At 44.4% G+C, this 25,755-nt stretch carries 24 protein-coding genes and 1 pseudogene; 4 read left to right on the forward strand and 21 right to left on the reverse strand.

The features are described from left to right. Positions 1-43: 43 nt before the first annotated feature. The 9 genes from MKY48_RS17925 to MKY48_RS17965 all read right to left on the reverse strand — a co-directional run bounded on the left by MKY48_RS17925 (position 44) and on the right by MKY48_RS17965 (position 8,905). A complete protein-coding gene (locus MKY48_RS17925; RefSeq protein WP_339265129.1) occupies positions 44-538 on the reverse strand; it encodes a DUF4358 domain-containing protein in 495 nt (164 codons plus the stop codon). 5 nt (positions 539-543) lie between these two features. Further along, on the reverse strand, positions 544-1,683 hold the full coding sequence (locus MKY48_RS17930) for a DHHW family protein (RefSeq protein ID WP_339265131.1): 1,140 nt from the start codon (positions 1,681-1,683) through the stop codon (positions 544-546). Between the two features lie 12 nt (positions 1,684-1,695). Next, positions 1,696-3,102 (reverse strand): MBOAT family protein, encoded by a 1,407-nt coding sequence (locus MKY48_RS17935; protein ID WP_339265132.1) that lies wholly within the window; start codon positions 3,100-3,102, stop codon positions 1,696-1,698. A 35-nt stretch (positions 3,103-3,137) separates the two neighbouring features. Then, positions 3,138-3,821: a GDSL-type esterase/lipase family protein gene (locus MKY48_RS17940; protein ID WP_339265133.1), complete on the reverse strand. Its 684-nt coding sequence runs from the start codon at positions 3,819-3,821 to the stop codon at positions 3,138-3,140. 10 nt (positions 3,822-3,831) lie between these two features. Then, complete coding sequence (locus MKY48_RS17945) at positions 3,832-4,533, reverse strand: N-acetylmuramoyl-L-alanine amidase (protein ID WP_339265135.1); 702 nt, start codon at positions 4,531-4,533, stop codon at positions 3,832-3,834. Positions 4,534-4,714: 181 nt separating this feature from the next. Continuing rightward, positions 4,715-5,533, reverse strand: a complete 819-nt coding sequence (locus MKY48_RS17950) for a polysaccharide deacetylase family protein (protein ID WP_339265136.1) — start codon at positions 5,531-5,533, stop codon at positions 4,715-4,717. 53 nt (positions 5,534-5,586) lie between these two features. Further along, the gene (locus tag MKY48_RS17955; protein WP_339290173.1) at positions 5,587-7,404 is read right to left on the reverse strand and encodes a HAMP domain-containing sensor histidine kinase; all 1,818 of its coding nucleotides are present in this window, start codon (positions 7,402-7,404) and stop codon (positions 5,587-5,589) included. Beyond that, complete coding sequence (locus tag MKY48_RS17960) at positions 7,401-8,078, reverse strand: response regulator transcription factor (RefSeq protein WP_339290175.1); 678 nt, start codon at positions 8,076-8,078, stop codon at positions 7,401-7,403. Before MKY48_RS17960 ends, MKY48_RS17955 begins: the two co-directional genes overlap by 4 nt. 179 nt (positions 8,079-8,257) lie before the next feature. After that, on the reverse strand, positions 8,258-8,905 hold the full coding sequence (locus MKY48_RS17965; RefSeq protein ID WP_339293524.1) for a GDSL-type esterase/lipase family protein: 648 nt from the start codon (positions 8,903-8,905) through the stop codon (positions 8,258-8,260). A 185-nt stretch (positions 8,906-9,090) separates the two neighbouring features. On the opposite strand from MKY48_RS17965, the gene MKY48_RS17970 reads away from it, so the two are divergent. Together MKY48_RS17970 and MKY48_RS17975 are read left to right on the forward strand one after the other, a co-directional pair. Continuing rightward, positions 9,091-9,243 carry a hypothetical protein gene (locus MKY48_RS17970; RefSeq protein ID WP_339265142.1) on the forward strand — a complete coding sequence of 51 codons (153 nt, stop codon included), beginning with the start codon at positions 9,091-9,093 and terminating at the stop codon, positions 9,241-9,243. 228 nt (positions 9,244-9,471) lie between these two features. Then, positions 9,472-9,774 (forward strand): hypothetical protein, encoded by a 303-nt coding sequence (locus MKY48_RS17975; RefSeq protein ID WP_339265144.1) that lies wholly within the window; start codon positions 9,472-9,474, stop codon positions 9,772-9,774. 348 nt (positions 9,775-10,122) lie between these two features. Here MKY48_RS17975 and MKY48_RS17980 read toward each other — a convergent pair whose 3' ends face one another. The 7 genes and pseudogenes from MKY48_RS17980 to MKY48_RS18010 form a co-directional block, all read right to left on the reverse strand. Further along, the gene (locus MKY48_RS17980) at positions 10,123-10,827 is read right to left on the reverse strand and encodes an ABC transporter ATP-binding protein (RefSeq protein ID WP_339265145.1); all 705 of its coding nucleotides are present in this window, start codon (positions 10,825-10,827) and stop codon (positions 10,123-10,125) included. Next, on the reverse strand, positions 10,824-11,291 hold the full coding sequence (locus MKY48_RS17985) for a hypothetical protein (protein WP_339265147.1): 468 nt from the start codon (positions 11,289-11,291) through the stop codon (positions 10,824-10,826). Before MKY48_RS17985 ends, MKY48_RS17980 begins: the two co-directional genes overlap by 4 nt. After that, the gene (locus MKY48_RS17990; protein WP_339265148.1) at positions 11,281-11,739 is read right to left on the reverse strand and encodes a hypothetical protein; all 459 of its coding nucleotides are present in this window, start codon (positions 11,737-11,739) and stop codon (positions 11,281-11,283) included. The genes MKY48_RS17985 and MKY48_RS17990 overlap by 11 nt, the downstream gene beginning before the upstream one ends. 19 nt (positions 11,740-11,758) lie before the next feature. Beyond that, a complete protein-coding gene (locus MKY48_RS17995) occupies positions 11,759-14,407 on the reverse strand; it encodes an FtsX-like permease family protein (protein WP_339290178.1) in 2,649 nt (882 codons plus the stop codon). Between the two features lie 258 nt (positions 14,408-14,665). Next, a pseudogene (locus MKY48_RS18000) lies at positions 14,666-14,897 on the reverse strand (nucleoside deaminase); the annotation flags it as partial. 777 nt (positions 14,898-15,674) lie between these two features. Continuing rightward, positions 15,675-16,244, reverse strand: coding sequence for a YdeI/OmpD-associated family protein (locus MKY48_RS18005; protein WP_339265152.1), 570 nt, complete (start codon positions 16,242-16,244; stop codon positions 15,675-15,677). A 79-nt stretch (positions 16,245-16,323) separates the two neighbouring features. After that, complete coding sequence (locus MKY48_RS18010; protein WP_339290180.1) at positions 16,324-16,788, reverse strand: VOC family protein; 465 nt, start codon at positions 16,786-16,788, stop codon at positions 16,324-16,326. A gap of 98 nt (positions 16,789-16,886) precedes the next feature. Here MKY48_RS18010 and MKY48_RS18015 point away from each other — a divergent pair, with 98 nt between their 5' ends. Beyond that, positions 16,887-17,795 carry a YafY family protein gene (locus tag MKY48_RS18015; protein WP_339290182.1) on the forward strand — a complete coding sequence of 303 codons (909 nt, stop codon included), beginning with the start codon at positions 16,887-16,889 and terminating at the stop codon, positions 17,793-17,795. An 861-nt stretch (positions 17,796-18,656) separates the two neighbouring features. On the opposite strand, the gene MKY48_RS18020 is transcribed toward MKY48_RS18015, so the two are convergent. Next, positions 18,657-19,565 (reverse strand): LysR family transcriptional regulator, encoded by a 909-nt coding sequence (locus tag MKY48_RS18020; protein WP_339290184.1) that lies wholly within the window; start codon positions 19,563-19,565, stop codon positions 18,657-18,659. Positions 19,566-19,709: 144 nt separating this feature from the next. Between MKY48_RS18020 and MKY48_RS18025 the strand changes: the two genes are divergently transcribed. Further along, complete coding sequence (locus tag MKY48_RS18025; RefSeq protein ID WP_339290185.1) at positions 19,710-20,729, forward strand: alpha/beta fold hydrolase; 1,020 nt, start codon at positions 19,710-19,712, stop codon at positions 20,727-20,729. Positions 20,730-21,137: 408 nt separating this feature from the next. Here MKY48_RS18025 and MKY48_RS18030 read toward each other — a convergent pair whose 3' ends face one another. The 4 genes from MKY48_RS18030 to MKY48_RS18045 all read right to left on the reverse strand — a co-directional run bounded on the left by MKY48_RS18030 (position 21,138) and on the right by MKY48_RS18045 (position 25,753). Continuing rightward, positions 21,138-21,770 carry a Vat family streptogramin A O-acetyltransferase gene (locus tag MKY48_RS18030; protein ID WP_339290187.1) on the reverse strand — a complete coding sequence of 211 codons (633 nt, stop codon included), beginning with the start codon at positions 21,768-21,770 and terminating at the stop codon, positions 21,138-21,140. Between the two features lie 192 nt (positions 21,771-21,962). Beyond that, entirely contained in the window at positions 21,963-22,760 is a 798-nt protein-coding gene (locus MKY48_RS18035) for a sulfite exporter TauE/SafE family protein (RefSeq protein ID WP_339265160.1), read from the reverse strand. A gap of 642 nt (positions 22,761-23,402) precedes the next feature. Then, positions 23,403-24,299 (reverse strand): chromosome condensation regulator, encoded by an 897-nt coding sequence (locus tag MKY48_RS18040; protein WP_339290189.1) that lies wholly within the window; start codon positions 24,297-24,299, stop codon positions 23,403-23,405. A gap of 596 nt (positions 24,300-24,895) precedes the next feature. Then, positions 24,896-25,753: an SDR family oxidoreductase gene (locus MKY48_RS18045; protein WP_339265164.1), complete on the reverse strand. Its 858-nt coding sequence runs from the start codon at positions 25,751-25,753 to the stop codon at positions 24,896-24,898. Positions 25,754-25,755: the final 2 nt, after the last annotated feature.

The raw sequence follows: 25,755 nt of genomic DNA on the forward strand, positions 1-25,755 counted from the left end.
GTCGCTTGTGATATGGGGTCTACTGCTCTAGTTAGGCTTTGTGTTAAAATGCGCTGTCAAACGTACGCTCCATTGAGTCAGCCTCTGTAGAAACCGCGAAAAAGACAAATGGCCCCTTCGTCTTTAACACATGATGATCGACCAGAAAATATTCATCTGGTCGATAATCCTTGAATTTCATTTTCTGTGCTTCGATTCGTTGCTCAATATTCTCTTTGACGCTTTCTGCCTGACGCTCATCCTTTAGCTTGATGACGGCCAATTCATCAGCTTTTACATTCGATGTAGACGTATAAAAAATAAAATCATCCACGTTGTCTGTATCCATCTTATACAATTTCTGCAGCTTATTCAGATCCTGCTTTTTCATTTCTTTTAGGCTCACTGCCTGTTCGATACTTTTTCCGATTTCGGTAGCCGATAGATGTTCTGAAGTCTTGTCATCCTTGCCTGCGCATCCGGACAAAACGCCAATCACGACGACGAATGCAAGCATAACCGAGTAAAAACTTCTTTTTTCTGTACATTGTTTTTTCATTTTGATCACTCCGTTAAATTTGTTATGGATGGGTCCTCGAAAAACGTATTCGCATTATAAAGCAATAGCATGTCCTGGATCCCCTGTTCGTTCGCAAGCGACGCCAAATCCTCCTCATAATACCGAAGGTCTACCACATGTATTTCGCTATAATGCTTTAATAAGAAAGGAATCAGGCTGTTAGCATACGAATCTTTAACCACCAGCAGCTTTCTACCGCTCGGATTAGCCGTTTTAATATGGATTCGTGCATGATTACCGTTAAGAAACACCGCATATTTATCCTTCCTCTGCAGCTGCTCCATCGCATACAATGAATCCGTGGTCTTCTCTTCATCGACATACGTTACGGTATATTTCTCTTGATCCTTTGGCAAATAAAGCTGCAAGCTATCGGGCTGTATATGTCTGAAACCGCTTTTTGAATAAAGTGAGCCGTAAAATTCATCGGTTACTTGCTGGATGTTAAACTCTGCCTCTTTCTGTGGTGTCAACCCCATTTGTCTGCAAAGTTCCAGGTAAGCTATATAAGCTCCTTTCGTCGTCCAATGATGATCGGTTTTATAATATATAGCTTGATCACGCTCAGCATATAAACTTGGAAAAACATCAATAAAACGAATATTGGGATGCAGGAAGCGCCGGACCTTTTCCAGGTACGCTTCTTCATCGCCGACCATGGCATATTTCGGGAGCTTGTCTTTATACAGAGCCGCTGCCGTTGGCGCCAGCATCACATGTTTGTTCAACCCGGGCGTGGCATGGTCAAACGCATGAATGGCATCAACCTTCCCCTTCCAATCCTCTTCTGCAGGGGGAATAAAATTCTGAATCAGATACCCGTCTTTGCCGATGTAAATTCCGTTGTTCTCCTTTTTCCCCATCATGCGGTCCGTATCGGTTTTTGTCCCGATCCAAAAGTCTCTAAAAACAAATTGGTCGGACACATATTTTTCGAAATCAAGAGTGAAATCACCAGACACCAATGCTTTCAGCGAGAAATGCGGCGGCTGCTCCAGCATCCGATTCTCAGATTCCGATAATGTACGATCCGGCGCCACAAGATTGAGAGCTGTGATCGCTCCTATAAATATCAGCAGTAATAAGGCCAGCAACTTCCGGTTGATTTTGTCATATTTGTTCATAGCTGTCCCCTTTTAAAATCGAAAATATAAAAACGGATTGTAGGTTGCATTGACCAAATAAGCCGTCGACAGAACCATGAATAGAAAATAGATAACCGGTACGGCAATCATGCTGGCAATTCTCCATTTTTCCTTTATGAAGGATAACATCTTTCCCGGAAGCGGAGTCGCACAGAATGCCAATACGACTAGTAATACAACATTCGTAGACAAATCATAGAGCGCCTGCTGATCCGCAAAAACATGCCCGCCGAAACCGAACATCGCGCCAATGAAACGCCAAGCGGAAGAGAGTGTCTCCATTTCGAACAAAACCCAGCCGATGATGACGACCAGAAGCGTATAGACATGGCCGACAAAAGCAGATCTGCGTTCCAACCATTGCAGAAGCAATAGTTTCTCGATGATCACAAAGAATCCGAAATACAAGCCCCACACGATAAAGTTCCAGCTGGAGCCATGCCATAATCCGGTTAAAAACCATACAATCAGTAAATTCCGGAGCTGCTTCTTAAGCCCAGATCGATTACCGCCAAGCGGTATATAAACGTACTCCCGAAACCAGCTCCCAAGCGATATATGCCATCTGCGCCAAAATTCGGTTACACTTTTAGAGATGTAGGGATAACGGAAATTTTCCATGAAATCAAATCCGAACATTTTCCCCAGTCCCCGTGCCATATCAGAATAACCGCTGAAGTCAAAATAGATTTGCAGTGTAAATGCGGTAATGCCAAGCCAGGCGGAGAGTACGCTCAGTTCCTCGATCGGCGTCGCTTTAACACTCGCCCACAATAATCCGATATTGTTGGCCAACAGCACTTTTTTGGCAAGTCCCCTAATGAACAGTTCCGCCCCTTCGCCAAAACGGTCCAGCGACACCTTACGGGAAACAAGCTGTTCCGCAATATCGCCGTATTTGACGATGGGACCCGCTACAAGCTGCGGGAACATGGTCACATATGCCCCAAAAGAGATGAAATTTCTCTGCACCGATACTTTATCCAAGTAAACGTCAACGACATAAGACATCGTTTGAAAGGTATAGAAAGATATGCCCACAGGCAGCGGCAAATCGGCCGCTTGGATATTCATGTGAAACAACTGATTGATGTTGTCCACGACAAAATCCGCATATTTGAAAAATCCGAGAATCCCCAGACTGCCGACCATCGAGCCGATAAAAATCGATCTGGCAATCAGCTTCCGATGTCTATATTTATCGATCAGCAGCCCGTTGATATAATCGAAGACCGTGGAGAAGATCATAATAAAAATGTATAAAGGCTCTCCCCATGCATAAAAGATCAGGCTGACAACAAGGAGGACAGCATTTCGAAATTTCATCGGAGATACGTAATAGATCAGAATGGTGACCGGCAGAAAGAGGAACAGGAATATTAGGCTGCTAAAGACCAATACTCACACCCCCATGTTGATTGATCCATTGCATGCTATTCCACTTGATCTTTTAGCAGATCCAGCATTCTAGTGTAAAACTCTGGTTTGAAATGAATGCCGTCCGAGTCGTACAGATCATTTGAGCCGTTTGAAAATATTGGGGACAAGTCAACATATCCAATGTTCTCTTTCTCCGCCAACTCTTTTAAGCCTTGGTTATAATCATTGATATTTTTGTATCTTGGTTCCAGTTCTTCCGCTTTCGCCGTCACCGGAGTTACTGATAAAAGGGTTACTTTCGCTTGTGGAAGTTTTTCCTTGATCGTACCGATCAGCTTCGCATAGTTATTCATGGAATAGGCTTTGGGGTTATCCGCTGGCCATAAAATGTCATCCGAACCCAAGAGGATAAAGATTCGTTCCGGGTCCCGCTTGATCAACTCATCCATATCTTGAAGTGCAAACTCCGCTGTTTTACCTGCGCCTCCCAGAACATTCTCCTCTTTCAGCACATCATGGAAAGATAAACCCTCCGTAATGGAATCCCCAAAAAATACGCTGTTCTGGAAGAACACTTGATACGCGGTTTCTACTGAGCCTTTTGATTCCGTTGCCTGTTCTTGGCTTTGAGTGGTCGATTGCTGCGGACTCGAGCTTATGGATTCGTTTCCGCATGCTGCCAAAGCAAGTGTAATACTCCCAATTACTAGGGTTGCTACTGTTTTTTTCATGTTCATGTTCCTCTCTTTAATTTAATTTTAGAGCTTCTTTAATTCCGTCTAGAATGGAGCTTGCCATCCGGTATTGGAAATCTTCCGTCAGCATTTCATTCTCTTCTTGCGGATTCGTTAAATAACCCATTTCGATTAGAGCCGCCGGCATGTTCGATTCCTTCAAGACGAAGAAATCCTCTTTTTTTACTCCCCGGTCCCGAAATCCGCTGGTTTGGACCATATGCTTTTGCAAAATTTCCGCCAAAAACAGGGAATCTTCATGGTAATAGTAGGTTTCAGTACCAGAAACGCTAGCGTCTTCGTACGTATTCCCGTGAATGGATATAAACAAATCTGCACCCAGTTGATTGCCGATTTCCGGGCGTTCCCGGTCAATCGAAGATATAAAGCGATCTTCTGATCGAGTGAGAACCACCTCAATTTGCGGCTCCTGTTTCGCCAGTTCTTCTACCTTAAGCGCTACCTGCAGCGTAAAATCCTTCTCAAAATTTCCACTGGCTCCCGTTGCACCGTTATCCTTACCGCCATGTCCTGAATCGATCACGACCTTATAAGGGGTTTCTGGCTGGTGTTCTAGCATTCTTATCTTATCCGAGCGGACATCCATGCCGGTTTTACGGTCGCTTGCTGTCCCTTCCCCGGAAACAAGTTGATATAGCAGAACGATCACCAGCACAGACAAAAGGGTAATTATAATCGAGCTGCCTTTTTTCATACGTTCTCTCCTCCTCCTGAAAAAAGTGTAATCTTCAGAGATAAAGATAAGGTGCAGATAATATCAAACTTTCATAGAGTATTAGGCTTAGGTTGCGGCAAACAAAAGGAAGCTGTTCCTGACAGGTCCATAAGAGACCTTCAAGAACAGCTCCCTGTTCCAAAGGATGCTATTGCTGCGTCTACAAGCGATGATCCTTTTGAAAATTCAAGTGAAAATGCTCGTTATCGTCGTAAACACCAAATTGGTAGCCTTCTTCTTCGTAGAATTCGATGATCTCCGGAAGAACCTGCAGGGTTTGCGGCTTTTCGTGCATCAATACGACTTCCAAATCGACTTTTGTTGCTTGTTTGATATTCTCGACAATTTGATCCGGGTGATCCTTCAGTTGCCAATCATTCGATTCAATGGTCCAATCCCAAATCTTGATTCCTTCTTGGGCAATTTGGTCGCGCAGCATCTTATCGTCCAGTCCAGGCGCTGAACCGTATGGCGGACGCACCAAATTCGGCCGTTCACCTGTAATTTCATGGATCAACGCCAAGTTGTCTTTCATCTCAGATACGAATTGCCTCTCTTCGTACAGTTTGTTGTATTCGTGAGTCATGCTGTGACCGCCAATATAATGTCCCTCGTCTGCTGCACGCTTCACGACACTTTGCAGATCCTTGCGCTGCAGGTTGCTTCCTTGCATAAAAAAAGTCGCCTTTACGCCATATTGCTGCAAAACGTCAAGAAACTCCTCCGTCCATTCGCTCGGACCGTCGTCAAACGTTAAATAAACGATCTTCCCTTCCGGTTTAGGTTGGCTAACATTCCTTGCAATCAGTTGGTTCACAGACTGTTCTCCATGCTGACCCAAAACGGGAGCCTTATCCCATGGCAACCACTTCATCAGACAAAAACAAAGCAAACCAATCGCTGCAAGCGAAATAAGTCGCCGTCTGCGTTTTTTTGTTTTAAGCTTTCTTTTCCTCAGAAATAAACATAAGAAAAACATCGATCGACGTACTTTCTCAGTAGACATAAATTAAAAAAGCGCAGAACCGGGTTCTACGCTTTCTTATTCAAATAAAAATAGAATAGGACTCCATTGGGAGTGTTGGTTACACCATATGGGACACCATGCATTTCCAGAATCTTTTTGGAGATGGAAAGGCCAAGTCCGGTCCCTCCAGTCGACCGTTTTCGGGAAGGCTCGCCGCGATAAAACCGGTCCCAGATCTTCTCAAGCTGTTCGCCTTGAATGTGGGCTCCTTTATTTTCGATGCAAACTTTAACGGTCTCCCCATCTTCTATAATGCTGACGAGAATGGACTCCTGCTCCGGCGTATAGCGAATCGCGTTACTGAGGAAATTGACAACGACTTGCTCAATTCGCCGCTCATTTGCCAGCACTTCGACAGGTTTCAGAGACATATCAAGATGTAATTTCTTTGCCTCTAAGTCCGTAGCCAATTTTGCGCATACCCGCTCGATGACGGCGTCGATATAAAAGGAATCCTTGTTCATTTTATACGTTCCCGATTCATATTTTGCCAATTCTAGCATGTCCACGATCAGCAGATCCATCCTCTTGACTTCGTCTTCCATGGCCTCAAAATAATAATCCCGCTTATGGCTTGCAACCCCGTCCTTCAAAATCGCAAGACAGCTTTGTATGACGCTTAACGGCGTTTTCAACTCATGAGATACGCCGGATATAAATTCTTTTCTCGTATTCTCCAGCTGCTTCTCTTTCTCGATGTCCTGCTCAAGCTGGAGAATATGGGAGTGCAGCCGCTCGGAGAGCTCATTAATGTTGCGCGACAAGTCTCCGATTTCATCCTTTGTTGTGATCGGGATTTTCTCCGAGAAATCGAGGTCTGCCATTTGCCGGGTGGTGCGGTTGATGCGCAGCAGCGGCCTGGCGATCTGGCGGGAATAATAGAACGATGCCAGCATCACGAGGAGAAGCGTCGCGATAATGATGTAAGCATAATAATTTTGGATCATTCCCGCGGCTTCGTTGACCGGCTGAAGCGACGTCATCGCAAACAAGTATGCCGGATTACCGTCACCATCTTGAATGCGGTCCACGAAAATTTTATAGTCCACGCGGTATTCCTCGACATCCATAGTCCGATTCGAATTCACGGCAGGATCATAGTCGCCGTACAGCAGATCCGCTTGGAAAGCTTTGATACGGTCCAGAAACAAGTGATTCGTATAACGAGAAACTTCTGCGCCTTTCGGTATCCGGACTTTCGCAATGGTTCCTTGGACCAGAAATCCGGGATATTTTTCACGATATTGGATCACGTTCGTTCGATTGAGGACCTCGCCCTCTTTGTTCACCATCTGCCGATTTTCCAGCTGGTTTTCCTCTCTCAGATTGTATGCGTGCCTCGCCATCCGCTGGATCACCGGCTTATTGTTCATGATCAAGCCTTCGATCGCAATCGGTTCCCCTTCTTTGATCCAAGGAGTGAGGAACGGATTATTGCTGCTGAAGTCCTCTACGTTGATAAAACTGTATAGAGGTACGTTCAACGTTTTATTGGAGAACATGGCATCATCCGAATGTTCCAGCTTGATTTCCATGATGTAATCTTCGGTATATTTCAGATTCCCCCGGGCGTCCAGCGTCGCGATCCATGTGTTGTTCTTTTGATAGAAGTCTTGCTCGAGCTTGACCATCTCTTGGGTGTTCGCGGCCCGATTCAAGTCGCTTTGTTCATAAGCCTGCAGCGCCTTGTTAACGCTCTTCACTTTCTGGTGAACATAATACTGTTTGAAAAATACGGTTTGCCCTATAAAAATCACGGCAAGAATGAACAAGCATAATCCCGTCGTTAATAGGAACAGCTTAAGAACAATGCCTTTTTTCATAACTTCTCCTCGAATTTATAACCTGATCGAACAATCGTGGCAATATGCTTGGCATGCTCCCCTAGCTTGGAACGCAAATTGCGGATATGACTGTTGACAGTCCGATCGTCGCCGACAAAATCATACCCCCAGATTTTTGTAATCAGCTGTTCTCTGGTGATAATAATTCCTTTGTTTTTCATCAGATAAGCCAAAATTTCAAATTCCGTATGCGTCAAACTGCAGTTTACCCCATCCACCGTAACCGTTCGGGATGGAAAGTGGATGGAAATACCGTTGCTGGACAATGTATCGTCTTCCTGGTCCCGGGTCTGTCTGCTCTCCAAAAGCCGCTTCGCCCGGGCCAGCAGGATTGGAGGACTGTACGGTTTGGTTACGTAGTCGTCGGCTCCAAGTTCAAAACCCATCAAGGTATCATCCTCATCCGAACGGGCCGTCAGCATGATAATCGGAACGTTTGATACTTTTCGGATGCGTTTGCATACAGACCATCCATCCAATTCAGGGAGCATGATATCCAGAATGATCAGATCCAGCTCATGTTCTTGAAATAGCGCCAGAGCTTTTTTGCCATCGTCCGCTTCAAGCACTTCAAAACCTTCTTCAAGCAAATAATCTTTTATGATTTCTCGTAAAATCTGCTCATCTTCTACAATCATTATTGTTTTAGACATGTGACAACCTCTCAAGTTTTAATGAGCATGACATTAGCCCTTAGACTCACCAGTATGTGCATCATTTGGATATTAGCACTTTTCCACATGCTAGACAAACGTTGTTATCTAAATACAACTCTAATCTATTTTGGGACCAAAATCGCATATCTGGCGGCACTCCTAAACCTGCCACTTCCCTACTTTACGAATTCCATCAAGTAATCCAGAAGCAGCGGATAGAAATCCGGCTTGAAGTGAACGCCGTTGTCCGCGTAACGGATTTTGTTGGCGGCAAAGAGGGTTGACAAGTCCACGTAATCGACTTTCATTTCATCGGCCAACTGATCAAGTGCTTGGTTGTAGTCCGTAATGCTCGCATCCCGAGGCTCTTGCTTCACGGCTTCCTCGTCGACTGGCGGGATCGACAGTACGTACACGCGCGCCGTCGGCAATAGTTCCCTTATACGATCAACCAGATGGGTGTATTGCTGTATGAACGTCTTCTTCGCTTCCTCTCTCGGTTCCCCTAGATCGTTCTGCCCCAATGACAGGAACACATACGACGGTTTGCGGCTGGTGATCTCTTCGACGTTGCCCAGCGTAGATTGGACCGTTGCGCCCAATCCCCCCATAACGTTTGCCCCAGGCAGCAGGTCCTCGTTCGTCAGTCCTCCGATAATAGAGTCGCCTAGGAACAAGCTGCTGCCGAACAATTCCTGGACGCCGTTCACAGGCTCTTGCGTCGTACCGAGCTTAGACTGACCCGTGTCGTCAGCCGCACTACAGGCGACGAGGGTCGATAGTATCACTGTTGACAAAAAAATGCTTACCCAGCGTTGTATCATTTTCACACACAATAACTCCTTTCTTGCAAGGCATCCATATCATAGGATAGAGAAATCAATTTCAGGTGCAGAAAGGATCAATTCGTCTTCAATTTATTATTCGATACCATTCTAGGAAGAAAGGTAATACCGAGGGGAAAGACAACGGGTGTAAATTGGAGTGAATAATGCGGGAGGGGTGGGCCATGAATAACAAAATGAATGAATTTATGAATTGGGCTAAAGAAAGCGGCTGGACGATAAACAAAAATCCGGCTAACAATGTATATTTAAGTGGCAGCTTTATAGCTAGATATAAAGAAATTCCTAATGAATATTTAGATTTTTTAGTGTTGTAAAACAATGCATCACACTTAGGGCGTGTATGCAAACTATGAACTCAGGCATAAATTGGGTAATCTTAACCTATGAGAAGACGATACGAGATACGAGACGACCAATGGGAATTCATTAAATACTTACTGCCACAGGAGAGAAAACCGCAAGGCGGACGCCCTGCTATCGATAACCGAAAAATGTTCAACGTCATGCTCTGGGTGCTTCGCTCAGGTGCCCCGTGGTGAGACTTGCCTGAATACTACGGGGCATGGAGCACGGTCTACAGTCGTTTCCGTCGTTGGGGGAAATCCGGCATTTTCGATCGCATGCTTGCCGTGTTGGCGGCTGATCCCGATGACAAATATGTCATACTTGATTCCTCCATTGTGTGTGTTCATCAACACGGCACGGGGGCAAAAGGGGGCAGCAATTCCAAGCGATCGGTCGATCAAGAAAAATCGTCTTGGCGGATCGCGGATATGATACTGATAAAACCGTCATTCCAAGTAAGAAGAAATCGAACCACACGGACAACAGACTGGTGGTTATAAAAACAGGGTTATCTGGTGGAACCCTCCCGGTGGACGATGCGGCAATATTAAGTGTACAGCTAGCAGGATGACAAGCGTCCCGTTCCGATAAATTGGCATCTGATTCAGCCAACTATGATGTCCGAAACAGTGGCATCCTTTCGCGCCTGTTATCTTTCGTTTTCTCCAATACAGGATGGTGAATACGCCAAGCAACAAAATCGCCAAATCAATTCCCCACTACACTACCCCATAGGATAAGATTTCATAGCGAAAATTCGTTACGTTAGTTACCTTGCTACGTAGTGCCAGCAAGAAGATCGCTGAAAACAGGACATCAAGCGCATAACTAAACACGATCATGGCTCTTCACTCGCCTGTTCCTTCTACCTTGTCGCTCTCAACAGAATCAGTTAGTTTTCCGTCTTTCATACGGATTACACGATCTGTTGCTGATGCAACTATCGGGTCATGCGTGACGATAACGATGGTCACTTGCTTGTCTGTATTTATCTTGCGTAGCAAAGTTATTATCGCCTCGGATGTCACAGTATCCAGAGCTCCAGTAGGCTCATCAGCCCAGATGGCGCGAGGATTATGGACAATAGCGCGGGCAATTGCAACCCGCTGGGCTTGTCCTCCGGACAGTTCATGCGGCATGGCCTTCAACTTATCCGTTAGCATGACATCTTCAAGTGCCGCCTTTGCAGCTTTGTGGGCAACTGACCTCTGAGCGCCCTGACTGATAAGCGGCAACGCCACATTATCAATGACATTCAACACAGGAATCAAATTGTATTGCTGATAGACAAAACCCATCGACGTCAATCTGAGCGCGGAGACATCTTTTTCTCTCATTTGGTGTATTGCTTGCTTGTCGAACCAAATTTCGCCACTGTCAGCTGGCTCGATACCTGACAGCGTATAAAGCAGCGTAGACTTACCACAACCGGATGGCCCCATAATGCTCACCATCTCGCCCCTATGAATGCGTAAATCCACCCCTGATAATGCGACTGTTTGTGGAGTCGCTACCATGCCGTAGCTCTTACGAACATCTTTGGCTACAATCATGATCGAGAAACCTCCTCTACCACGGGCATAAGACCTAATTGGGCAATCGTTCCCTTCGTCGTCGTCACCTCTCCCACATGCCCCATGTAGGCAATCGTACGGTCAGCGTTAAGTACATAGGCATAGGGGGTAAATTCCGGGCGGTACACGTTATGGAATTCCTCAGCGGAAGCGGACAGTACGTCAAAGGAAAAGTCAAAGTGCTGCTGGATTGCTTGGGCTTCATTCACGTCACCATCGGTTACAAGAACAATCTCCCCATCGAATACATCGGCAACACTTTCGAGTTTTGGCAGCAACTCAACACATACTGCACAATACAAAGAGATAATGACAATTAACGTGGAGTTGCGATGTTGTATTCGTCCAGCAAACATCGGCACTTCACCCAAGTGATATTTTTCAGGCGCTTTACTACTCGGTTCTCGCAATGAATCGAACAACCGGCTGATCTTAGTCATCATGGCGAATCATCTCCTTATCAATAAAGTCTAGTACCGGTATCAGTGTCGGCAAAGACCTGAATGGAGCCGCTTGCAATATGACCCCGTTTCTGTCCAGTGCTGCCGCCCATGGAACGCCAGCAAAGTGTTTTTTCCAATTCTCCGTCTCCATATGAAACACTTCCGCATACGCAGCAAACGCTTCATAGAATAAGGGCATATTGTCCTCCAGTGTGTCCACTAGCATGACCGTATTAACCGAATGCATCTGATAGTAATCGGATAACACAGCAAGGGCATCTTGGCAAGCCGCACACCGAGTAGAAACGACAATCACTAACAGTCCGTTTCCTAAAAAATCATATAGATTTTTCGTCCCTACGGGGAAGTTAGGAAGCAACTCCCCAATCTCGGGTACAACACGTTGCTGCGCCTTTTTCAAGAATTTCCTGTAACCATTATGTTCCATCAGTCATCCTCCCCCCATGTTACTCTGTCCGACTGATCTGTTTACGTCTTAATCCGGCTGTGCTGAATCGGTTGAACAACCAGATGAAGATCAGCAATCCAAAGATGAGACCTGTCACTTCCAGATAAGGGAACGAAAACTTAACCCCCATCCACGCCAAACGCATCAGCATCTCCGAACCGAGCCTTCCGACCACAATACCGCTAATCAGCCCAATGATACCAATCAGACAACCCTCTACGATAAAAACCTGTTTCAACGACTTTTGACTTACCCCCATCTGCCATAACATGACCATATGGGGAGCCCGCTCCTGTACAGATCGAATCTGAATCACATACATGCCGAGTAAGGCCATAAGCATCATGAATGACATAATGTAAGAAAACAGCGTGAATTCAGCTTTAACAATCGTCGTAATGATTGCCTGGTCCTCACCAGGCGTTCTGACCGTAACACCAGCTGTTTTTGTAAAATGGTATTTCAGTGTCTTTATGGAATCTACCGCCGTCACACCTGTATCAGTCAACTGCAAAAGCGCATAGCCTTTGGGATCCCCAGGGTGCTTATAAGCGCCGTTTGTGCTATATTTATTGTAGAGTTCGTCAGCCACTAAAAATACGTTGCCATTGAAGCGGTTATCTTTACCAATGGCGAACGTTCCCGCTATCGTGACCACTTCCTCTCCAATCAGGTTCTCCTCTTTGCCCCCACCTTTCAGTAAACGAAGCGGAATCTGATCGCCTACTTGGTACGTGCCTTCCAATGAATCATCCACCAGAACGACAGACGCCTGATCGCTCATGGCCTGAAATACTTCTGCATCGCTCTGAAATTGCGGCGCACGGGAGGTGAGCGGTAATTGGTAACCTTCCCCTAGCCACTTTCCCCACACAACTTGCGAATATGCCCATTTGTTACCATTCGTAGGGGGTGTTAGTTCTGTAAGATCAAGTGCATTGTCAGGAGATGAAACCAATAGTCTGTACGTATCCATGTAGGCAGCACCATGCACGATTTCTTGTACTTCATTCATATTGTCTGTCAGCTTATCTTTTTCCCGCTCATCGGCATAAGACATATAAGCGTCGGTAGCCATAAAAGAATCTCTCTTGTTTGCAGCGGCATAATCTTCAACATTGGAAGCGAAACTGATCATCACAATCAAACAGCAGGATAATACCGTGAACAATAAAACGATGCCAAATGAACGATTAAACCGCATATGCGGGTACTGCGTGCCTAACGTAACAGCCAAACGATCCAACCACCGATGCGGCAAAACGGAGGATGCCCGTTTCATCCAAGGTACAATGAGAAACATAAGATAGGCAGTCGTTATAATTCCAATAAGCCAACTTATAATCGAACCGAATACTTTTGCATCAAGCCTATCGCCATCTGAAAGCCCCTCTGTGGCGACATAATTAAAATAAATGAATGCCACTGTGACAAGGAGACAACCTAAGATTTTGAGCAGACGCTTCTGTGCCGGATTCACACGATTGTCCTCCTTGCCCATAAGGTGCAGAATGGATGTGCGCTTAATGAAACGCCCGACAAAACAAGCGAGGAGTAAGAAAACGATAAACATGGCCAACACAATCCAGCATGTTGCCACCACATCCACGTGGGGTTGGATTGGATAGGCGTAAGCGGCATACCGTTCCAGTAATTGTTCGATATAAAATACATTAACAGACAGCAATCCGAAACCGAGTACATTCCCGAGAACAACTCCCGAGATGGTAATGACCGCACACAGTAACGTACACTCACTCACATAGATGACAAAGCAGTTGCGGTTACTGAGTCCAAGCGATCGGAGCACGCCAAGATAATATTTGCGCCTTTCTTTCAGAATATTAAACAACTGCGCCAACAGCAGAATTCCAGCGAACAAAGAAACAGCGACAAAAAACAAAAATGGAGGCGTGAAAATACTCTGCACCATCGACATATGAGATAGCGCTTCTTTTTTGATTGCTCTCTCCGTGAGATCCGTAAAAAAGGAAGTGCCTGGTAATGATGAATACATCATGTCCGTCGCCAGTAAAATACTTTGTGCGCTTGCTTCTGGAACGCCGAATAGCTGATGCGCAAGCCTATCCGAAAGAATAACTGTCCCTTGTGCGCGCATTGTTCCGCGAAAACCTGTTAATCCGCGTTCCTCTGCTACATCACGGATCGTTACAGGCACTTCTTGCCCGGCAAACGAGATCACCATTGTTTCACCGGCACTAAGTCCCAACCGCCGTGCCAGCGGAACGGATACAATCGCTTCTTCTGCTGTCAGGAGATCCGTAGACCACAGCGGTTGCTTCGGTTCTAATTCCCGAGCCTTTTGAAAATCAAACCCTAATGCAACGATGCTATCTTCCCTGGCTTTCTCATTATTCCCGCTGTGCACGGAAACTACCTGAGACACGTAGGGGAGACTGGTAATATTCCTGGTTTGAAGCTTCGTTTGAACATTCTTAATCTGAGCCTCGGTCAAATCAAGTCCGACACGCGAATAAATCTCTGTACCAATGACACCAAAGTGTTTTTCTTCCCATTGTGATTTGCTGTGTGTAATAGAAGAAATGACAAAATAACAAGAAAAAATCAGAACGACACCGATAGACCCTATGCATACGGTGAGTAGCGTTTGCCGTATCTGGGCCAAAAAATTTCTGGCTCCCATTTTCCAAAATATGCCCATAACATCACCAACTTTCCCTCACGGGCGCTTATAATCTTCGTCCCCTTAATACAGACACAAATAGTAAATCTAAAGATGCTCTTATGTATTCCGTAGGACTACTTGATACCTTTTCGTGAACCGATCTTTCCCTGCATAAATAGACGCTCGAATTAGTCCAACCCCTTCACTTTTTTAAATTATTTATTTTTTTCGTAATTGCCTAAAAAACGGAGTTAACAATTAATTGTATTCTATTTGAAGTACGACTGTATGGAGTTCAACTTGAGGGTTAAACCGAGGCTCATCTAACAAGTTCATTCGTGTTCCAGCACATCCTGCTTTCGGGTCAGTTGCGCCATAGACAACTCTTAGTGTTCAAGCTAGAATGATCGCCCCTCCACACATGGAAGCAAGGTTCTAATGTGACATACAATGTACAGTCAAGAAATCTCCATGCTTGAATATGAGAAGCCTCAAACCAGCCGTTGACCGGCTTTTCCACAAAATCGAGGGGGTGGATTTCTTTTTGTGCGAGTGATCCACTTGTAGATTGCTCTTTTTTCCGTTACGCACTGGATACCAGGCTTCTCATCTTATCAGCCTGATTTTCCTGGATCTGCCCCAGCGCCAGCCCGCATCGCATCTTCATCTTGACCATGCCACGAATGGTGTACAGTTTAAATCCAAACGATACATCCTACCGGCTGTTCACGTGTTCCACCGCTGTACTCTTGTTGTATTCCTTTTCCCCACTTGTAGCTGGCGCGATCAATCGGCGTAACGATGTGCCGGTCTTCCGAAAGCGGAATGCAAATGCCCTGCGCTACCGGGCATGTTGCCGCATCGGCTCAGGTGATCCCCATTATTTGGCAGACACAGCTTCTTGAGAGTGTCACGCTCCTTCTCGAAACCGGCATTACACATCTCCCGCTGTTTCCCCGTAGACATCGTGCCTTTGTAGTCTTAGACGACGTTCTCTCTGCCGCTCAGAAGCCGCATCGGCTCCCTGTCCCGCCACCTAGTGAGAAAGACGTGGTTCCTTTGTGAGAATGAATATAATCATAGCTCTGATACTGCATTTAAGTGGAATGAATTTGAAGAAGTTGGAAAAGCAGCAAATCATCTTGAGGAATTTTTTGATTTCATAATGTCGAATACAATAGAGTTCCCATGATAAAAATAGGTAAGGCACACAACCTTAGTTCGGTACTCAACCGGACTAAGGTTGTGTGCCTTCAACCCAGAAATATCAATAGTCTAGTAGACGGCCATTATCGTTCCATTGACCGTACATTTTATTCTCTCTCGTGTTGTTTATGAACTTGTCTAATCTGCTCTTAAATAATTCTGGCTGATTCTTATTGCTTTGTATCGTGTCGATCCGAACTCTTTTATAAAGACCTGGAAATGCCATGAAATTCTCATATACTTGCTTTTCCTCTTTTAGTCTTTGCTCAATAACTCCATCGAGTCTGAAAGAATCGTGATCCATCTCAGGAAGAACCATTCTGCCTTCGTCTCTCATGAACCCCAGCTTTTCAAGTCGGCGGACGCGTTCTTTATTTAATTCAGTCCATGAACTTTTCTTACTTCTAGGTGATAGTCTCTGAGCCAGCTCTCTTTCAGAAATTTTCTTCTTGACGCTATCAATCCATCCAAAGCATAATGCTTCCTCAACGACGTCTAAATATAACAATTTATCAGGGGTTGGCGTCATACTAACCAAGACCCAGCAAGACTCCTCAGTCTTGCCATGGTTCTGCAGCCAAATCCTTAAATCCTCTCTTGATGTTACTGGAATTACATGTTCGATTTCCATAACTAATCCCCATCCTCCTCCTTTCTAATGAGAATATCAAAACATGGCCCTTTCATTGGAAGGCCATGTTTTGAATGAGTTACTGTTTGTTTGAACTGACTTTATCAAGGAAGCGATCTGCGTCACTATTAAATTTCCAGGCAACTCCGAACTGATCAACCAGCATTCCAAAACACGAAGACCAAGGAGTATTAGATAACGGCATCACAACATGGCCACCAACAGATAATTGATTAAAGTATTCTTCCAAAGTTTGTTTATCGTCCATGACTAGACTAATAAGTACGTTGTTTCCTTTCACCAGCTCACCTGTCACCGCCTTCATGGAAGGCAAAATATCCGACATCATCATTTTCCCGCCTGCAAATTCTACCGAAGACTCCATGATCATATCGAGTTCATTTTCTGGCAACGGATAGTTTGGATCCTGAGGAAAATCCCTAAATTTCACTTTTTTTACCTCGTTCGCATTTAGAGCCTCCGAATAAAATTCAATTGCTCTTTCTGCGATTCCATCAAAGTTTAAATATACAATTGCTGACATAAAGTTGTACCTCCTTCTTTTGATAAATGAAGTATAATTTATTAGTGGTGACAGACGCATGTCACCATTTAAAAATTTGTACCAAAAGAGGGGCAGCTATGGAGAAAGTTGAGAGATTAATATCCATTATCATGATATTGCTGAAAAAGGATATCGTTTCAACAAAAGAATTCGCACAATTATTTAACGTTTCCAAAAGAACGATTCTTCGCGATATGGAAACACTGAGCTTATCCAACATTCCCATCTATTCAGTTCTTGGAATTCATGGTGGGTACGGTATTATGGATGAATACAAGGTGGATAAACGTCTTTTAAGCAGCTCCGACTTAGAAAATATATTGACTGCACTCGGCGGATTGGAACAAATTCTAATTAGCGAGGAAGTTGAAATCACGATTAAAAAAATGGAAGCCATGGTTCACCCCATGTCACTGAAAAGTTCAGTCCGACTTTCATTTTATGATTGGGAGGGTCGGTCCGAGATTCTTCAAACCTTGAAGACATGCCAGGAATCGATAATAGGGAGAAAGTTAATTTCATTCGATTATATAGATAAAAATGGCATGATAACGAATCGAATTGTTGAGCCGTATCAGCTTCATTTTAGCGAAACGAGTTGGTATTTAAAGGGATTCTGTTTACATCGTCAGAGCTATAGAACATTTAAATTATCCAGGATCGATAATCTCAATATGGATGAAGAAACCTTTATCCCTAGAGATTATGTATTTGAACAAAATGAAGCCGGTTATCAACCTCAACTTGTTGCTATCAAGGCGTTGATTGCGCCCAGTGTAAAAGATCAATTCATTGAAAGGTACGGTCGCAAGAGCATTGAAAACTTTAACTCTGAATATTTCTTAGCCACTATCCATATTCCTCAGAACAGTATTGGATTTCAATTTTTAGCAAGTTTCGGGACTAATCTAGAAATCGTAGAGCCCCAATCCTATGTTGAAGAATTCCGTAATTATTTGCTCAAAATGGTAAATAAATATTCCTGAAGGCTTCAAAAACGCCATGGATCTGCACAAACCCGATGTGGATATTCTGGTGGGGACGGATGTATCCCCCGTTTCTGTTCCAATCTTGGTGATCCAACAACGACGATCTCGGATTCCTTGGCAATCAAATCCGTGTGGTTCAATGGTGCGCTTCAGTTAGGTTAATATGGTCAAGGCGAATGATGAGTGAACCAACGACCCTTTTAAAGCTTATCGTCCCCCCCGATGTGTGAGGACTGTAGTTCCGCTATTTCTTTTTTTCCGCCCATTAGCGAATGTATGAGGACATGAGATCCGCTATTGTAGGTTATCACAGGCTAAATTTGTGGTTATGGGTAGATTAACGGAACATGTGTCCAGATAGACTCCCAAATGGACCGATTTTCGGAAAATAGCGGATCGTGTGTCCGCATGGACTCTCAAGCAGCACGATTGCTCTGGATTAGCCGTGGTTGAGGACTGTAGTTCCGCTATTTCTTTTTTTTGCCCATTAGCGAATGTATGAGGACATGAGATCCGCTATTGTAGGTTATCGCAGGCTAAATTTGTGGTTATGGATAGATTAACGGAACGTATGTCCGCATGGACTCTCAAGCAGCACGATTGCTCTGGATTAGCCGTGGTTGAGGACTGTAGTTCCGCTATTTGTTATTTTTCTGCTCATTAACGAATGTATGAGGACATGAGATCCGCTATTGTAGGTTATTGCGGGCTAAATTAGTGGTTATGGGTAGATTAACGGAACGTATGTCCGGATTGACTCCCAAATGGACCGATTTTCGGTAAATAGCGAATCGTGTGTCCGCATGGGCCCCAAAATCATTCGCTAAAGTAGCTAACTAATATAGCTAACTATAATAGCTAAACGGTTTTATTCTCCTCCTCTATAGCAATAACTTCCCTTGCTGCTTCTATGAAAGATAATATGATGGGTGAAAGCCACTTATCTTTATGCCATAACATCTGTGTATACACGTGCAAGTCCGGAATTTGCCATGGAAGAGCAACAAGTTCGCCCCGTTCAACTTCGGCTTTCGTTACGATTTCAGGAAGAAAGGCAATACCGATTCCCGAAATTGCACATTGTTTAATGGCTTCGGCACTTTGAAACTCTAAATAAGTAATCGTATCAATGCCCTCTTTCTCAAATTGCCGGTCAAACATGGTTCGATAGGGACATCCCTTTTCATTCGTAAGAAATACTTGTCCATGAAAGTCTTCCAGTTGCAGTACCGTTGGTTTCACAAGTGGATGGTCAGGAGCAGCGAATAAGCGGAAAGTTTCTTCCACCATCGGCTCCACTTCAAGTCCGCTCGAGCGAATGGGTTCGTCCAACATAAAGACGACATCCGCGGCTCCCTCAAAGAGAGCTTGCTTGAGTTCTTGATTGGGAACGGAGCGGAAGATGAGGCGCACTCCAGGATAGCGTGAACGAAATAGTTGAAAGACAGCTGGAAGCCGATAGGCGCAAATAACCTCATTGGCACTGATCGTTAGGGTGCCGATAAGATTTTCATTATCATGAACGACGCTGCGGGCTTCATCCAATTTGTCTAAAACACTTTGGATCTGAATTAAAAAGCGTTTACCTGCAGTTGTGAGAACGAGCTGCTTGCCCAAGCGGTCAAAGAGACGAACACCAAGCTCATCCTCCAAGGCTTTCATTTGCATCGTGACGTTGGAGGGGACGTAGTTCAGCACTTCCGCAGCCCGAGTGAAATTTAATGTTGATGCAACCGTGCGGAACGTATTCAATTGGCGCAATTCCATCGTATGATCCCCCTTCTTACTTTCAATAATATTGAATACAACTTTGAATTTCATTCACTTTTATTGAGAGTACCACGGATCTATACTTAGTACAAGAAATACACGCTACATGTGTGGTTTCATTTTGAAGGGAGAGACAAAACGATGGATTATGAGATTTTTGATTTGGGTGACGTAACCTTGCAATCAGGTGTGACGTTACCGAGCGCTTTTCTTGCCTATAAAACTTATGGAAGATTAAATGAAAAGAAAGATAATGTCATCGTCTATCCAACTGCTTTTGGCGATCAGCATGTTCAGAATGAATGGTTGATTGGAAACGGCATGGCCCTAGATCCGCAAGAATATTTCATTATCGTTCCAAATCTATTGGGCAACGGGTTATCCTCGTCTCCCAGTAACACGCCTCCCCCATTTGACCGGGCTCATTTTCCGGGGGTAACCATCTATGACAACGTTAAATTCCAGCATCGGCTGGTGACCGAAAAATTCGGTATTGAAAAGATCGCTCTCGTCGTTGGATGGTCAATGGGAGGCATTCAAGCATTCCAATGGGGGGCAAGTTATCCCGACATGGTGGAACGAATTGCACCTTTCGCCGGAGTTGCAAAGACCTGGCCCCAGACGTATGTGGTCCTGGAAGGAATGAGAGCTCCACTCATGGCTGCAGTCCGCTTCGATTCAAGTGAACTAAATCAGTTGACTTCTGCAGACATGCGCGCGGTTGGTCGTGTCTATGCCGGATGGGGCGTATCACACGCGTTTTACAGAGAGGAACTTTATCGTGAGTTGGGATTTGACTCATTGGCAGATTTTATGGTGGGCGTCTGGGAAGATAGTTTCATGAAGATGGATCCGCACAATGTCTTAGCCATGTTATGGACAGGACAAAATGCAGATATTAGCGCAAACTCTTCCTACAACGGAGATTTCGATAAGGCGCTCAAGAGCATTAAAGCACTTGCCTGCGTCATGCCAGGGAGCACGGATCTCTTCTGCTCTGCGGATGATAACGAATACGAGGCTAAGCTTATGCCTAATGCTGTTTTCAATCCGATCAAGTCGATCTGGGGACATTTTGCCGGTCGCGGAATCAACATTGCCGATAACAAATTTATTGATGATAACCTAAAACGCTTGTTGACGCTTCGTACAGACGGATAGATCATAACTGAGGTCACCAGAACTTACTGGTTGACCTCCTTTATGTGAAATCCTCATAAATGCAGAGTGTCTTGGATACACGTTAAATCACGCCTTTCTGTATTTAGTTCATGCACGCTTCATGACTGCACTTGATGATCAGACAGCTACTGAATTTACGATATTTGCAATCGGTTAGAGTCATTGAGTACTGTTGAGAAAACATCGTTTTGTGTTTCTTCACATTATTGTAGATAAGCAAAGCAAAAAAAGGCCAACCTATGGGCGGCCTTTCATTACTTGTAGATCGTTAATTATCTGCTGATAGGTTGACCTGCAAAAGCTTGAACATGTAACGGGGCTGTCAAGTAGTTTGGAGCTTTAGCTACAAACGCCTGAAAATGGATGTTCGCATTGTGAGCCACCCCCTTAAATTCCTTTGATTTTTGTCAGATCCCCGCTGCATAGAGTTTCAAGATTATCAAATATCTTACGAACAGGCCAATCCCACCATTTAATGAGAAGGAGATAATCGATGAGTTCATCGTCAAATCTTTGCTTAATGACTTTGCAAGGATTCCCGCCTGCAATATGGTAAGGGGGAACATCCTTTACAACAACAGAGTTGGCTGCAATAATTGCTCCATCTCCAATATGTACACCGGGCATTACGGTCACATTTTGACCGATCCATACATCGTTTCCAATTACAGTATCACCTTTAAGGGGTAAGTCGGCCAGGGTCGGAGTCGCTTTCTCCCAACCATGGCCCATAATGTTAAATGGATAGGTAGTGACACTGCACATTCTATGGTTTGCACCATTCATTACAAATTCAATACCCTTTGCTATTGCGCAAAATTTTCCGATAATCAGCTTATCTCCAATAAATTCATAGTGATGTGTGACACGCTCTTCAAACTTTTCAGCCCCGTTGATATCGTCATAATATGTGTAGTCACCGACAACAATATTTGAGCGAGTTACAACGTTTTTAATATAACATATACTTTTAATTGCCTCATTTGGGTAGATTGCATTAGGATCAGGTCCATATTGCATATAAAATTCCCTCCTTCGTGTTTTATAAATAACGAGAATATCGCGTTGTACTTGATTATTTCTATTATTTTATTATACCTCTTTCTATATCAAAATATCTCGATGAGGGCCGATATCAAAGACAAACTTTATACGCCAAAATCCATTTATATTGCCGAATGGTTCATTGAACAAGTCATCATCTTTGATGGGTTATTCTATAATCATCGTAATGACCACGATGATAAGTAACCATAAATAAATTCTAAAAAACAAAGTATCTGGAATTTTCTGAGCCCACCTTCTCCCGATTGGTACTCCTATCAGCCCCCCAAGCGAAAATCCAATCAATGCAGGTATATAAATAAATCCAATGGTCGAATCTGGCATGCCAGCTACCCGTAATCCTGAAGCAAGATAAGTGGATGCACCGACAATAGCGACAGGCAGACCTAGTGGTGTAGCTAGAGCGACCGCATGCAGCATCCGCATCCCATATTTTCTAAGGTATGGGATCGTCATAACGCTACCGCCAATCCCTAGCAACGTTGAAATAATGCCAATGAACGATCCAATAACGAAACGGGACATGCGTCCTGGCAGAGGAGAGATCGGAAATTCATCGTTACTATTCGCTGTTTTCTTGTACAAATTAGATATAATGACATAACAAAGTAGCATAATAAATGCACATTTGAGCAATCCACCATCGATATAGCGGGCCAACAGCCCGCCGATTAGAGCGCCTGATGCGATAAAACCGGCTAATTGTCTAAATACCATCCAATTGATATTACCTTGCTTCGAATGATTATAGGTGGAATTCGTTGAATTTATAATCATGACAGCCAGTGATGTCCCCACAGCTGTATGCATAACATATTCCGCAGGAACAACGTGAGGAAGGAAAACATATAGAATTGGGACGACAACGAAGCCGCCACCTAGGCCGAAAAGGCTGGATAATACGCCGATAAACACCCCGATGAAAGTAAACACAATCAATGCCATATGATACTACTTCCTCCTTTAATTCAGCCCGCACTCATCGCTGAATGACCCGCTCTCACCTAGGTCCGACGGACATAATCGTAATCGGTACCCTATCTCCGACTCGATTTGTTCAACAAAATCCCTTGCAGCTTACAGTTATGACTCCTATTTGGATTTGCTTATAAAATAAATGATAATGGAATAGAGCATATTATAATAATTGATATTTGTTATACTCGATATAAATAAAGGTAATGGTTATGCAAGCAAAATCTGGAGTAGTATCGTATCTTTTATGAGATTGCGAGACTTGAGTCAGCTGAACCAGCGAAAAGCAGCCGATCACATTAATCGGCTGCTTTCCTTTATTTTTGCAAAGTTCATCACTAATTCTCTTTTTAGAGCCCGCTTGGCTAATCAACTGTAGTCTTCAATTAATGATATTTTTCCTTCTTTAAATTCTGAATACTGACTTTCCTTTCAGTTGGATCTTATCTCCATAATCAATTATCACTTCTATTTCTGACGGCGACCAAAGAACCCGTTGAATTATATTGTAAACCCAGCAACCTCAAAACAAAAAATTCGAATATGGTTATCCCCGCTAAAAAATCAGAACAATAACTAAAGGAATAAACATTATTTTTATTTTATTTATTCTTACCACCCCTTACCGCCGGGTAGTTGGATGTTAGTCCAACTGCTTACATCGCATTGGCCATATTCATTATCACCCGCAGCAATCACCGTGCCGTCTGATTTAAGGCCGATGGTATGAGCGCAGCCTGCCGCAACTGCTACAATATCGCACCAGTCACTTACATTGCATTGACCATACTCATTCCAGCCCACAGCTGCCACCGTACCGTCCGATTTAAGCCCGATGGTATGATGACTACCCACCGCTATCGCGACAATACCGCGCCACCCGCTCACATCGCATTGGCCTACCTTGTTTTGACCCACAGCAACCGCCGTGCCATGCGATTCAAGCCCAACAGTATGAAGATAATCCGCCGCAACTGCCACGATGCCGCGCCAGTCGCTTACATTGCATTGGCGATACCTATTATTACCCACAGCCATCACCGTACCGTCCAATTTAAGACCGATGGTATGCCAGTCACCCACCGCGACCGCCACCATATCACACCAGCCACTTACATTGCATTGGCCTTCATTATTTCGACCCACAGCCACCACTGTGCCATCCGATTTAAGACCGACGGTACGACGCCAACCCGCCGCAACCGCAACCATATCACGCCAGCTGCTTACATCGCATTGGTCATACTTATTCCAACCCACAGCCGCCACTGTGCCGTCCGATTTAAGCCCGACGGTATGAGCATTACCCGTGTTCGCCGCCATATGAACATTACCAGCCGCAACCGCAACCATATCGCGCCAGCCACTTACATCACATTGGCCATATTTATTATCACCCACAGCCGTCACCGTGCCATCCGATTTAAGTCCAACCGTATGACGACGACCTGCTGCTATGGTATCTTTGGGAATTGCCCATATCTTGCTGAAAAGATTCCCCTTTTCCATAAGGTTCTCCCCCTTGTTTTTTCTTTTCAACTTAAATCATACAACATTCATGCAAGTGCTAAGGCAAAGCCTGCACACCTTTGATTTTTCGTAATCTCAAAACTAGAAAGCTTATCTAGCCCATAGAGTTAAAGAAACTGCGCGACAGACGTTCCGACATCTCATTCCTATCAAAAAAAACGACCGGGGTTCGATCGGTCGTTTTCCATTAAATAATATTGCAGTATAATAATACCGAATTATTTCCCGAAACAAATAGAACGGTAACCAAAGGTGGATTATCTAATATACCGGAAACCTCCTGAAATGCTTTGTATCCAATTCGCGGGTCACTTCCATGAACTAAATAGATATTTAGTTTAACCAGATTGGCGAAACTTGCATTTTCAGACGCTAAAATCGTTGCGTTATTATGAAGCGCCTGCTTTGACTGCATTTCCAAATCGCCAGCTCCAATTAGCTCACCTGTTGAGTTAATAGCATTTTGTCCGCCGATATAAATTGTTTTTGCTCCATTTTAAAGTTAGACCTTGGTTTTCCTTCTTATGATTCAGTGTTTTTATTTCACTGGTGTATAAAGACCGACTATACTCTCATCATTGGGAGATCGAGTCTTTTAAATAATCCGTAAAATTCACTGGGGATCTGCCAATCAGGTTTTCCAAAGTCGGATTGGTTTGCGAGAAATCTCCTTGTCGACTTGCCTGAAACATACCCGTAAGCATGCCGACCATCGCTTCCGGCAGTCCTCGGGACATCAAGTGGTTTCGATATTCATCATCCGACACGACAATTCGCCGAATCGGTCGATCCAAGACCTTGGAAGCAATCGATGCAATTCTACCCATATCAATCGCTTCGGAAGCCGTAAGGTGAGGGGTCATACCGTCATATCTCTGCTCTGTCAAGATGACCGCTGTGGCTTCAGCCAGGTCGGAATGGCTGGTCCAGGCAACAGGACCATCTTCCGGAGCAATCAATTCCCCTGTTTTCAATGCATCACCCATCCACATCATTGCTGATGCGGCATAAAAGCCGTTTCGCAGCGACGTGAATGCCATTCCCGAAGATTTTAGCATCTCTTCTGTAGCAGCATGAACGTTCATGGGAGGAAAATGCGACGTTGCAGATGAAAACATTTGGCTAGTATACAGCAGTCGACCAACACCCGCTTTCTTAGCCGCGTCGATTGCGGTTTGATGCTGGCGAACAGCAACTTCTCCCAAGGAGTGGGACGAGATAATAAGAACTTGAGACGCTCCCTCAAAGGCGTGTAGAAGACTTTCGGAATCATCGAAATTTCCTTGCCGGACACGAACTCCTCGTTCTTTTAGATCCTGTGCCGTGTTCACATCACGGACACTTACACCAATATCCCCGGCAGGAACACGCTTGAGAAGTTCCTCTACGACCTTCCGGCCTAATTTTCCATTCGCTCCTGTAACAACAATCATTT

The sequence above is a fragment of the Paenibacillus sp. FSL W8-0187 genome, assembly GCF_037969755.1.
Taxonomy (GTDB): domain Bacteria; phylum Bacillota; class Bacilli; order Paenibacillales; family Paenibacillaceae; genus Paenibacillus_AQ.